Source organism: Glaciimonas sp. Gout2, assembly GCF_035018905.1.
GTDB lineage: Bacteria > Pseudomonadota > Gammaproteobacteria > Burkholderiales > Burkholderiaceae_D > Glaciimonas.
Genome location: NZ_JASJXA010000070.1, coordinates 1 through 11,959 on the forward strand (window position 1 = coordinate 1; position 11,959 = coordinate 11,959).

Annotated in this window: 9 protein-coding genes and 1 pseudogene; 7 read left to right on the top strand and 3 right to left on the bottom strand. The window is 47.2% G+C overall.

Translation table 11 applies throughout. The features are described 5' to 3' along the window. Positions 1-167: 167 nt before the first annotated feature. Positions 168-554: a nucleotide pyrophosphohydrolase gene (locus QN379_RS22240; protein WP_322238905.1), complete on the bottom strand. Its 387-nt coding sequence runs from the start codon at positions 552-554 to the stop codon at positions 168-170. Between the two features lie 317 nt (positions 555-871). Here QN379_RS22240 and QN379_RS22245 point away from each other — a divergent pair, with 317 nt between their 5' ends. After that, positions 872-2,044, top strand: a complete 1,173-nt coding sequence (locus QN379_RS22245) for a DUF2252 domain-containing protein (RefSeq protein ID WP_322238908.1) — start codon at positions 872-874, stop codon at positions 2,042-2,044. Between the two features lie 142 nt (positions 2,045-2,186). Next, the gene (locus QN379_RS22250) at positions 2,187-2,882 is read left to right on the top strand and encodes a haloacid dehalogenase type II (RefSeq protein WP_322238910.1); all 696 of its coding nucleotides are present in this window, start codon (positions 2,187-2,189) and stop codon (positions 2,880-2,882) included. A 171-nt stretch (positions 2,883-3,053) separates the two neighbouring features. On the opposite strand, the gene QN379_RS22255 is transcribed toward QN379_RS22250, so the two are convergent. Beyond that, positions 3,054-3,707 (bottom strand): pyridoxamine 5'-phosphate oxidase, encoded by a 654-nt coding sequence (locus tag QN379_RS22255; RefSeq protein ID WP_322238912.1) that lies wholly within the window; start codon positions 3,705-3,707, stop codon positions 3,054-3,056. 361 nt (positions 3,708-4,068) lie between these two features. On the opposite strand from QN379_RS22255, the gene QN379_RS22260 reads away from it, so the two are divergent. Further along, entirely contained in the window at positions 4,069-5,196 is a 1,128-nt protein-coding gene (locus QN379_RS22260; RefSeq protein ID WP_323507645.1) for a hypothetical protein, read from the top strand. 28 nt (positions 5,197-5,224) lie between these two features. Next, positions 5,225-5,692: an Lrp/AsnC family transcriptional regulator gene (locus QN379_RS22265; protein WP_322238917.1), complete on the top strand. Its 468-nt coding sequence runs from the start codon at positions 5,225-5,227 to the stop codon at positions 5,690-5,692. A 67-nt stretch (positions 5,693-5,759) separates the two neighbouring features. Here QN379_RS22265 and metC read toward each other — a convergent pair whose 3' ends face one another. After that, the gene (gene metC / locus QN379_RS22270) at positions 5,760-6,929 is read right to left on the bottom strand and encodes a cystathionine beta-lyase (protein ID WP_416348562.1); all 1,170 of its coding nucleotides are present in this window, start codon (positions 6,927-6,929) and stop codon (positions 5,760-5,762) included. A gap of 511 nt (positions 6,930-7,440) precedes the next feature. Between metC and ilvD the strand changes: the two genes are divergently transcribed. From ilvD to QN379_RS22285, 3 genes and pseudogenes are all read left to right on the top strand, one after another. Further along, positions 7,441-9,318, top strand: coding sequence for a dihydroxy-acid dehydratase (ilvD, locus tag QN379_RS22275; RefSeq protein WP_322238921.1), 1,878 nt, complete (start codon positions 7,441-7,443; stop codon positions 9,316-9,318). Positions 9,319-9,699: 381 nt separating this feature from the next. Beyond that, positions 9,700-10,656 carry a tripartite tricarboxylate transporter substrate binding protein gene (locus tag QN379_RS22280; RefSeq protein ID WP_322238923.1) on the top strand — a complete coding sequence of 319 codons (957 nt, stop codon included), beginning with the start codon at positions 9,700-9,702 and terminating at the stop codon, positions 10,654-10,656. 862 nt (positions 10,657-11,518) lie between these two features. Continuing rightward, positions 11,519-11,959 (top strand): annotated as a pseudogene (locus tag QN379_RS22285) (hypothetical protein); the annotation flags it as partial.

Consider the following 11,959-nt stretch of genomic DNA (forward strand, 5'->3'; position numbering starts at 1 on the left):
CCAGAAACCATGTGAACACGATGGCTAAACCAACTTTTTTGAATAACATATTTACCCGTTTTTAACTTTAAAGCGCGCGATCAGTAACTCATATCAGCGCCATGCTCACCATTTAGCTCAGTTAACTACGTTCTCAAATGCGGTTTGGATGCAGTGCGAATGGTTTTTTACTTATATTCGTTATATTTCCTCGCGTCGCCTCGTACACGTTCGGCAGGATACTTGATCTCGTTAAGCGTAATTTTTTCTTTTGCAGCTTCGATCAAATCGACTTCCATTTTATCGGCAAGCATTACCAGATACAAAAATACATCTGCAATCTCATGACGAATTTCGACGCGCTTTTTAGTGCTAAGCTCATCCATAGTGCCGGTTTTGAGCCATTGAAACGGTTCCAGCAATTCTGCCGTCTCGACACACAAAGCGGTGGCCAGATTCTTCGGTGTATGAAACTGGTCCCAATCGCGCGCTGAAACGAAAGCACGCACCAAACTACGTATGTCAGTCAATGGATTCTCGGAAGACAATAAGGGCATTGGTGCTGGAGTCGTCATTTTTTCTGCCTTTGTATGAATCAATACCAGCGATTTTACAAGAGCAGGCACATCGTTGGCGTTACCTTTCGGTTGGGTGATGGATTGCTCTACGCCACTTTACGTCTTTGCATGCCAAATTAGAGTGCATTATGCGGTATAAAAAAAAGCCTGACGGAAGTGATGGACGATAAGGCAATCGCACGCAGATAATCTACATGTTGTTATTGGGTGCTTGAGCGATTATTAATGTTCTTTTTTTCGCCATAGTGCATGCAAGCGCTGTGCGATACCGGTAAAAATAATATCAACCTTAATTTTAGATTGGAGTGCGATTGATGAAAATTCCAGCCCCACATGGACGACAACCGCTATTAATCGCTCGCCGCAATCAAAAAATGGCACGTTCCCCGCACGCCTATGTACGCGGAAATACCGCGCAGTATTATGAGTGGTTGCATCACTTACATGGTCATACGCTGCCGCATGGCCCTCCGATCTGGATTTGTGGAGATTGCCACCTCGGCAATCTCGGTCCTCTAGCTGCGGCCGATGGCCATGTCGATGTACAGATACGCGATTTTGATCAGACGATTATCGGCAATCCTGCGCACGATCTTATCCGGCTTGGCCTTTCACTCGCCGCCGTCGCACGGGGTTCGCGCTTGCCAGGAATGGTGACCGCACAGATGCTTGAACATTTGGTGCTGGGTTATGAACAAGCCCTTGAAGCTGGCGATGAACGCGTCTCCATACAAAAACCGGAAGTCGTAAAGGTGGTGTTGCGTAGCGCAGTCAAGCGCTCATGGAAAGAACTCGCACGCGAACGGATCGACGACACCCGCCCCAATATTCCACTGGGGAAAAATTTTTGGCCGCTGTCAAAATCGGAGAAAAAAGGCATCGCGAGCATGTTTAAAACAAAAGAAATGATAAAACTTGTGACCACGTTGAAATCGCGTGACAGGGATGCAAAAATCGAAGTAATCGACGCTGCTTATTGGGTGAAAGGTTGCAGTTCATTAGGCCGATTGCGCTACGCAGTTCTAGTATGCGTCGGGGGGGATGATTTCTGCCTCATAGATATCAAAGAAGCCGTTATCGCTGCCGCGCCACGTTATCCGCACGTTAGTATGCCGCGTGATAACGCACGCCGTGTGCTGGAGGGCGCACGCCACATGTCGCCGGCATTAGGTGAACGGATGGTCGCACAGCGTTTTTTGGACCACGGCGTATTTATCCGCGAATTATTGCCGCAAGATCTGAAGTTGGAGATCGAGGAGCTTAAAGCTGATCAGGCAACCCACATGGCGCGTTATCTTGGATACGCCGTTGGTCGCGCCCATTCCCGACAAATGGATGATGATTCCCGCAGCAGCTGGCTTGGAGAACTGAAACTTAATCGGACTAAGACGCTGGCGACACCGGCGTGGCTATGGAGCAGTGTTGTGCACCTGGTCGCTAGTCACGAGGCTGGCTATTTAGAACATTGCCGTAAATATGCAATGTAAGCGATTTGCCTCCACTCTATCAGGAAGAGGCGATCAATTAATATTGGACATGTCTTTAACAAATGATTGGCAATAACGACAATTAAGTTGTAAATGATTTACAACTAAGCGCCAACAAAAATCTTTATTGATTAGGTGAAAAATGACACAAATAAAAATCTTGGCATTCGATATATTTGGCACAGTCGTTGACTGGCACGGCAGCATCTCACGAGAAATTGACGGATTGCAACTTGGCATCGACGGTGCAGAATTTGCTCTGGCATGGCGGGAAGGTTATAAGCCCGCCATGCAAAGAGTGATGTCCGGTGAGTTGGGATGGACGCTGATTGATGACTTACATCGCATTATTTTAGACGACATCCTTGAACGATTCGGTATCAATGGATTAAGCGAATCACAAAAACGTCACCTCAATAAAATCTGGCATCGCTTAGACACATGGCCGGATTCTGTCGAAGGACTTACGCGATTAAAATCAAAGTACACTATTTGTACCTTATCCAATGGCAATATCGGATTACTCACCAACATGGCAAAACGCGCAGGATTGCCATGGGATTGTATCTTGTCTGCCGAAGTATTTAAAAGATACAAGCCTGATCCTGCAACTTACCTTGGCGTAGCGAAAATATTTGACGTTGCACCAGACGAAGTCATGCTGGTCGCAGCGCATCAAGATGATTTGGATGCGGCGCACAATGTTGGCTTAAAAACTGCCTATATTGAGCGACCATTTGAGTTTGGTATCGCACAGATAAAGGACGTTTCTCCCCATCCTGAAAATGCGTTTCATGCTCCTAATCTTTTGGCGTTAGCAACAATCCTGGGATGTTAGACACTTACTCTTAAAGCGACTTACATATTTTTCAGGCTTCTACTATTTCAAATCAACCAAGACCAACGTCGTAGTCGCCATTTTCCAAAGTATTTCCATTGTTTCGATAGATGACGTTATAACTTTCCTCTCAGAAAACAATCAATTCATCTGCTAAGACGAATGAATTGATTACTCGATGGCAGCAAGGAATCGTCTTACAACCTCGCCTACTTGTGAAACCGCGACAGGTGCATCCGCAAAGCGCTGACGCGTGCGCTTGCCATTTTTTTCAACATCAAAACCGTAACAATCAATTCCCAGGATGCGTAACGGATTTGGATAGGTATTAGCGATGCCGTGAATCAACATTCTTTCATCCGCCACTGGCAATACTTCGAGGCTTGCCCACTCTTCGTTTTCGATCCATCCCATTTGTCCAAATCCACCGACATAACGGGATCGTTGAGGTGTTAATTGATGAAATGAAAAACCTCCCAGCGCCAAATAGTCCTTTGCATCCGGATGATAACGAAGATACCGTGCAATAAGATCTCCCGAGGGAATAATCGGCATGACGTCCCCGATGATCGAAATCCGCTCGGCCGTCAAGACATTCTGCCCGATTGAACTGTGAATTAAAAGGCTAGATCGAGAGTCAGTGAAGAGATTCTTCGTATGCTCAGCAAGGTCACTGAGCAGAAAGATCGGACAGTGTTGCTCGTCTAACGTGAATGGCAAGATGGTCGCAAAAGGATATCCAGCCACCTGCGTTGAGTGCGTCGCCAAGCTTCCCCAAGCGCCTTCGTGCATTAACTGAATGGCAGAAGCTAAAGTGATTTTCATATGCGCTTTTTATCGCTTGAATGCAAAAATTGAAGATTAAATTACGCCACTGAAACTATTGTTCTGCAGAAATTCCGACAACGATATAACCTATAAATGCCACGTCATGAATTATTATATGCGCTGATCATGCATAAAGTCTCTGATCAAATTATCTCTTAATATCTAGCGTCTGGTGATAGCAAATTGCTGCCATCTCATTGTAAAATTGACGGCAAACCACATTTATCCATTGTTTACTTTTAAACCGTGACGCATGCATGGCAAATATACCTTCGTGAAGTTTTCATCATCCTTGTTCGTGTCGTGGGCACTTTTACTAGCGTTGGTGTTGACTCTCGCCAGCGCAAAGAGTTATGCGATGGATACAGTTATCGGCGCGGCGGTATCTGAAACCAGCGGTGCGACGCGGACAGCATCCAATCCACATCAAAGTAAGCAAAACCATAATTGTTCTTTACAAGCCATCGCAGAATGTTTTTTTAGAGTTAGCCTGGACGCCACGCATCCTGATGGCACTTTAGGATTTTATGCATCAACTCCAATCAATACTAACAATGTGCGCTTCAACGCCGCGTTGATTGTGATTCACGGTCACTCGCATGATGCAGCCAAGACATTCGATGCCGCCATTGCAGCGGCTACAACCGAACGTCTAAGCACCACATTAGTAATTGCTCCGTTGTTTCAGGTCAACGATACGAATGCAAAAAAATGCCGCTCTGAAGAGCAACAAACTGCACAGGCTAATGATTTTGTGTGGACGTGTGCCAGTTGGATGGAAGGTGGTTCGTCTCAGAATGACCCCAACCTGACATCCTTTAAAGCAATAGATAAGTTAGTCGAAAAAATAATCCAGCGCTATCCCACCATTCGTACCGTTACGATCGCCGGATTTTCGGCTGGGGCTCAGACAATACAACATTACATCGGTTTTTCCACGCTAGATGCTCAATCGTATTCAGTCCGCTACGTGATAGCAGATCCCGGCACCTGGCTATATTTTGACAACGACCGCCCGCAACCAATGATTGCCGATCGCCGAGTAACATGGCCTGAATGCGACGCAGACGGTCAGAGTGATTTTGCTAAATGTACTGTTAAGATTGTTTCCTCCTCAGAAATGATGAGTAGCTGCCCAACTTATAACAATTGGAAATACGGCATCGAGAATCTACCTAAGGTCCTGATGCAGAAACACACCGCGAATGCCGTACGTATCGCTTATCAAAGCGCCGACATAACCTACCTGGAAGCGGCCCTCGATAGCGATAACAGTAAAAAAGCGTCGTACAAGGTTCTCGATAAATCATGCGGCGCCGCCTTGCAAGGACCTTTTCGACTGCAACGCGGGCTGGCTTATGCGCTTTACGATCAACAAAAGCTGCGCTCACCACATCACAAGATGATGAAAATCGTACCTGATTGCGGCCATGATGTCAGCTGTGTATTTCCGTCCGAGAGTGGTCGACAAGCCCTTTTCCACTAACAAGTTCGAGCACAAATTAAGCGTTAATATGGACAAAATAGATAAACAAATTTTGGCAATCCTCCAAGAGGATGCGACGATTTCAGTGGCCGAAATTGCCGAGAAAGTAAGCCTGTCATCAACACCATGTTGGCGTCGGATTCAGAAATTGGAGGAAGAAGGTTATTTGCTTAGGCGCGTTGCACTGTTAGATGCCACCAAGCTCAATGTTGGCGTGACCGTATTCGTGTCGATCAAAACGAATCAACATAATGCTGCCTGGTTTGCGCAGTTCAGTACTAACATCAAGCTGATTCCGGAAGTAGTCGAGTTTTATCGCATGAGCGGAAATATCGATTATCTTCTGCGCATAGTAGTGCCCAATATCGCCGCATATGACAAGGTGTATCAGAAACTAACGCAATCAAATGCGCTGTTCGACGTCAACGCCAGCTTCGCGATGGAGAAGATTAAACACACTACCGCCCTGCCGTTAGGATATATAGACCCGGAATAGTTGCATCCTGACTAAAGTAGCGCGTTTAAAGGCTAACGTACTAATCGTTGGCCCGAAAAAATACCACCTAGAGTGCAAGTGCCATACATTTGAACGCACGGTCCATATCACGCTTGAGATCGTCAATATTTTCCAGTCCAATGTGAATCCGGACCAAAGGATTTTGATACGTCTTGCGTGATGCCACCCGTGTTGGCGGTTTGTCGATAGGCAGTGCCAAACTCTCATAGCCACCCCACGACAAACCGATACCAAACAACTTCAGACTTTCAAAAAAACTGGCAAATGCGGGACGACCAACCGGTTTCAACTCTATTGTAAATAGCCCGCTGGCGCCCAGAAAATCACGCTTCCAAAGCTGATGACCTGGATCGGATGGCAAAGCAGGATGTAAAACACGTTCCACTAACGATTGTGTCACAAGATGTTCGGCCAACTGCATGCCGCTATTCCAATGCTGGCGCAAACGCACTGCCATGCTACGCATGCCCCGTAGCGCCAGATAGATATCGTCAGGTCCCGCAGTTTGACCGAAGTCGTGCGCACCCTGCTTTAAAATTGGCCACGCGCGCTGGTTCGCGCTTGCGACTCCAAGTAAGGCGTCAGAATGACCGACGATATATTTGGTAGCAGCATGAATGGAAACATCCACGCCGTGTTCGAACGGCTTAAAATATAATGGCGTAGCCCAAGTATTGTCCATCAGCACGTACGCGCCAACCTTGTGGGCTTCTTCTGCGATTGCCGGAATATCTTGCACCTCAAAGGTCCAGGAACCAGGTGACTCAACGAATACGACGCGTGTATTTGACCGTATCAATTGTCGGATTTCGCCACCGATCAATGGATCAAAGAACTCCACTTCCACACCCATGCGACGCAATACGCGCTCGGCAAATGTGCGGGTCGGTCCATAAGCGCTATCCGTAATCAATACATGATCGCCAACCTCAACAAAAGCCATGATGCTATGGGTGCAGGCAGATAATCCCGACGGAAATACTAATGCGTGATCACCACCTTCTAATGCCGTGATCGCTTGCTCAAACGAACGTGTGGTTGGCGTACCAAAGCGACCGTATTTTGCCATCGGATTGTCAGTCTGTCGGCCGGCCTCCCAATCATCAAGGTTATCGGCCATGATGGTCGATCCACGAAACACAGGCGTATTGACCATGCCACCATAAAGCGATGGATCACGACCGGCGTGAATCAGTTGCGTATCGACATGTCGCATCACTCGCTGGTCCAGGGGCACTTGAGGAGCTTGTTCGGGCTGATGACTCAAGTCCTGCTGCGTTGTGGAATCAATCGCTAAATCAGCGGGCACATCGCTGGGAGTATCCGAATGGTTGCTTGAAGATGTGCCTGGTAAGGAAGCTGAAGACATATTATTTTCCATCATTGACCTGCTGGCGAGATTGCCAGCCATAAGTTTAAATGAGCTAACTAGAAAAATAGTTTCGAAATTACTCTAAAAAAAACCACTAATTAGAATAATTAACCAATATTAATATAATTAAGAGTAATTTATTTTTATCAACCTTCGAATAGTTATGTATCAGACAATTTTTTATAGATTAGGTGCGATCAAAGCTCAGTAATATGCAAAAGGTCTTAATGATCTATAAATCATATATTTGACAACACGATAGGGTCAAGGCACTCTAGGCGCAGATTTGTAGCTAATTATGGGCGTTTTTAACCCAATATAGTTACGCCCGATTGAATTATTGGAGATTGAAGTCATGCCAGAATATCGCTCACGCACCACCACACACGGCCGCAACATGGCCGGCGCCCGCGCTCTTTGGCGCGCAACCGGCATGAAAGATGGGGACTTTGACAAACCTATCGTTGCCGTGGTTAACTCATTCACCCAGTTTGTTCCCGGTCACGTCCACCTGAAAGACCTCGGTCAAATGGTCGCCCGGGAGATCGAAGCAGCGGGCGGTGTTGCGAAAGAATTCAACACTATTGCAGTCGATGATGGCATTGCAATGGGTCATGGCGGTATGTTGTACTCATTACCATCCCGCGAGTTGATTGCTGATTCTGTCGAATACATGGTCAACGCCCATTGTGCCGATGCGATGGTATGTATTTCGAACTGCGACAAAATCACGCCCGGTATGTTAATGGCAGCGATGCGCCTGAACATTCCGGTAGTTTTTGTTTCTGGCGGTCCAATGGAAGCCGGAAAAATAGTCGAGGCAGTGTTGCCAGGTAAAGCGCCAGGAACCCAGCGCATCATTAAAATTGATCTGGTTGATGCAATGGTCAAGGCTGCCGATTCGTCTGTCAGTGATGCGGAGATCGCCGAAATCGAACGCTCAGCTTGTCCAACGTGCGGCTCTTGTTCCGGGATGTTCACAGCAAATTCAATGAATTGCCTGACCGAGGCACTCGGCCTGGCATTGCCGGGTAATGGCACGATTCTGGCGACGCATGCGGATCGCAAGGAATTATTCCTGCGCGCTGGACGACTAATCGTGGAATTGGCGAAACGTCATTACGAACAAGATGATTACTCGGTCCTGCCGCGCACGATTGCCAATAAGGCTGCGTTTGAGAATGCAATGACACTAGACGTGTCGATGGGCGGCTCCACGAATACCGTACTGCATTTACTGGCGGCAGCGCAAGAAGCCGAAGTTGAATTCAAAATGGCCGACATAGACCGTATTTCACGCAATGTGCCTTGCTTATGTAAAGTGGCACCCGCGACCGACAAATACCATATCGAAGACGTCCACCGTGCTGGCGGTATTATCAGCATCTTGGGCGAACTGGCGCGCGCCGGCTTGCTGGACACGACACGTCCAACAATCCATAGTAAGGATTTGGCAGAAGCGATTGCCAATAACGACATTACACAAACGCAAGATCCTGCGGTACACAAACTATTCAGTGCGGCGCCAGGCGGCGTGGCGACACAAACAGCATTCTCGCAAGAGAAACGCTTTGACAGCCTGGATATGGATCGTAGTACCGGTTGCATCCGCGATAAAGCGCACGCTTATTCGCTAGACGGTGGCTTAGCCGTGTTGTACGGCAATCTGGCCGTTAACGGTTGCATCGTTAAAACCGCTGGTGTGGACGAAAGCATCCTCAAATTCACGGGCAAAGCGCGTGTGTTCGAAAGCCAGGATGCCGCGGTGGAAGCTATTCTGGGCGATGTAGTACAAGCAGGTGACACCATCATTATTCGCTACGAAGGGCCAAAAGGCGGTCCTGGTATGCAAGAAATGCTGTATCCAACTTCGTATATCAAATCGAAAGGTTTGGGCAAATCATGCGCTCTGTTCACTGATGGTCGCTTTTCAGGCGGCTCATCCGGCCTGGTAATCGGTCATGCATCGCCAGAAGCTGCAGAAGGCGGCGCAATTGGACTGGTTGAAGATGGTGACACCATCGAAATCGACATTCCAAATCGTCGTATTCACCTGGCTATCAGCGATGAGCTATTAGCGCAGCGCCGCATTGCCATGGACGCTAGGGGAAAAGATGCATGGAAACCGGTTAACCGTCAGCGTTACGTTTCCCAGGCATTGCAAGCTTATGCTGCAATGGCCACATCGGCGGATCGCGGTGCGGTGCGTGATATCAGTCAGTTGAAGCGCTAAGCCAAGGCAGAATTGATTGGCTTGCGAATAATCTCGTGAGCGAGTAAGCAATATATTAAAAAACGCGCCGACTGGCGCGTTTTTTAATGCTTGAACAGAGTATCGAACAAAACAAAACTCTACCAAATCCGGTTCAATCGGTAAGCACAAATATCGCTCAGGCCAACTGAAATCTATACAAACCCAGCGAAAATTTGTGAAGATCCCAATCAGTCAAACCTCATCTTTCGTCAGCACTATTTTAGGCTCAGCATAATTTATTATAAATTTTCATAGTAAGTAGTGCGTAATGCTGTATGGTTCTATTTTTAGATTACGAATTCATTTTCTAAATTTCGAAAATTGACATTAGGTTTAACCTCCATATAAGCAGGCTCCATAATGAATCGTTGTAGACATATAGCAGTTTTTTTATTGTGCATCGGGTTAGCTACTGCAGCACAAGCGTTTCCTGATCATCCGGTCCATATCGTCGTCGGTTTTGCACCAGGTGGCGCGGATATTTCTGCCCGACTGGTCGCTCAAAAGCTCTCGGTCCTTTGGGATCAACCAGTCATTATTGAGAACCGAGCAGGCGCGGCTGGCAATATCGCCGCCGCCCTAGTCGCTAAAGCCGCACCTGATGGCTACACGATTCTGCTACTGGTGAATTCCTACACCATCAATACAACGGTTTACCGCAACCTGACATGGGACTTGCTCCGTGATTTTGCCCCCATAGGCAGGTATGCGAGCACGCCAATGGTTGTACTGGTCAATGACCAGTTACCGGTCAAAACTTTCGCTGACTTTTTAGCCTATGCCAAAGCCAACCCGGGCAAGATTAATTATGGATCGGCAGGTTCTGGCACAACAACGCATCTGGCCGGCGAAATGTTTGACATGCGCTCTGGCGTCCAGATGACACACGTACCTTACAAGGGCTCGGGTCCTTCAGTGGTGGCCCTATTGTCGAATGAGGTGCAATTGTCATTCGGATCAATGGCTGCGTTTGATGGCCTGATCAAGCAAGGCCGGATACGTCCGTTAGCCGTGACTACGGCGACGCGTTTTTCTGGGCTTCCCGATGTACCAACACTGGCCGAAAGCGGGATGCCAGGTTTTGATGTGAACGTCTGGTACGGCTTGGTTGCGCCCTTAAAAACACCTCCGGCGATCATAAAAAAAATTAGCGACGATTTAGCGAAAGTGATGGCGGACCCCGACCTCGCAGTCAAGCTACGCGCAACAGGACTAGAACCGTCGTATCTGGATAGTAAAAAAACAGGTGAATTGATGAAGCAAGATGTGAGTCGTTGGCGCGAAGTCATCAACAAACTCAAGTTTTCTCTCGAATAGAATAATCTTATAGCGCTTTAAATGGCGTTAGCCAATTCTCTAAAGTGGAACACCGCCAGTTCTTATCTTTATATGACTAACGCAATACTCTGTCCTGCTCCATGATAGTTATGCTGGGTAAAAAAGTATCACATCTTCTTTACAAGAACGCCCTATTTTCTTGTGTGCACAATCGGTTTTATAACTTTACTAGCGGGACGAATAGCCGATTCCGCGCTTGATCTAAAACGAGGAATTACCTCCCATCGATGCACGAGCTACAAAGCGCACCACCGCTCTAGAGGTGCGTATCCCTACAATGTCCAAAAACTTGTGGATCAGCCGCGATGCTTAAGCCATCAACAAGATAAGCCAATGTCAGCACTTTCAATACTGCGTGCAGATGATCTGGCGATCTGATCAGCAAGTTACCCGCCCCCTTTTTTAGCCCTCACCAAAAAACCTTGAATTGTGGTTTTGCACGTGGTATATGCTGACACGACAATTTTTATATTTTTTGCCAATTACAGCAAAAATGTGCCGCCTCGATTCCCTGTTTTGAATCAATTTTTTTACGCTAAAGAAGGTATGGCAGAAATAAGCTCTTTGATTCATTTGTTTGATCAGATACTCGAAGAAAACAATCATGCGAACTTACATTAGGATCAACTTAGTGCCGATTACATCCGCTTCCTCATTGAGCAATATCTCGCTTCAACAATTTTCCGCTAATACCCCAGTTAGCGAAGGACGTTCAAACGCCCTGTTTATAAAAGCACTGGTTTCAGTCACGAATTCCCCAGTGATTCTTAATGCATATCAAACGCCCTCAGACGGAACGCAGGTAGATTGTCCAAGGATCGCAAACTATCCAGATTCTAGTATGGCCCGCTACGTTTGGGAGGTCGAAGTGAGTAACAGCGCACCACGCATCGTCACAAAAAAAATACTTAGTGAACTTTTGATGGCCGACAAAGCGATTCGGTTGACCCAGGTAGCCTTACCTTTTGGATCAACAAACCAAGTTGCCGACGTATGGCGAACGAATGCAGAGAATATTCTGAGGCGACGTATCAGGTTGTTAGCGGAAGATGGACAATCACTAAAAGCTATCGTCACATCGGGCGTAGGCAATTGTTCAGAGCACTCAAAGGTAACCGCCGCGTTATTACTATCGGAGCCCACGAAAAGTCCCCTATTTCGAGTCGCCGCTGAAGGGATGGATCATAATTTTGTGCTCATTGGAGACCAGCGTGAAATTGATTCCAGTGAGGTGGTCGTCGCGGATTCGTGGGTCAAATTCCCTATCGCCCATACCCTTGAT

Coding starts and splice junctions, on each gene's coding strand:
- QN379_RS22240 (WP_322238905.1), bottom strand. CDS start 554: ATGACGACTCCAGCACCAATGCCCTTATTGTCTTCCGAGAATCCATTG.
- QN379_RS22245 (WP_322238908.1), top strand. CDS start 872: ATGAAAATTCCAGCCCCACATGGACGACAACCGCTATTAATCGCTCGC.
- QN379_RS22250 (WP_322238910.1), top strand. CDS start 2,187: ATGACACAAATAAAAATCTTGGCATTCGATATATTTGGCACAGTCGTT.
- QN379_RS22255 (WP_322238912.1), bottom strand. CDS start 3,707: ATGAAAATCACTTTAGCTTCTGCCATTCAGTTAATGCACGAAGGCGCT.
- QN379_RS22260 (WP_323507645.1), top strand. CDS start 4,069: ATGGATACAGTTATCGGCGCGGCGGTATCTGAAACCAGCGGTGCGACG.
- QN379_RS22265 (WP_322238917.1), top strand. CDS start 5,225: ATGGACAAAATAGATAAACAAATTTTGGCAATCCTCCAAGAGGATGCG.
- metC (WP_416348562.1), bottom strand. CDS start 6,929: ATGCGACATGTCGATACGCAACTGATTCACGCCGGTCGTGATCCATCG.
- ilvD (WP_322238921.1), top strand. CDS start 7,441: ATGCCAGAATATCGCTCACGCACCACCACACACGGCCGCAACATGGCC.
- QN379_RS22280 (WP_322238923.1), top strand. CDS start 9,700: ATGAATCGTTGTAGACATATAGCAGTTTTTTTATTGTGCATCGGGTTA.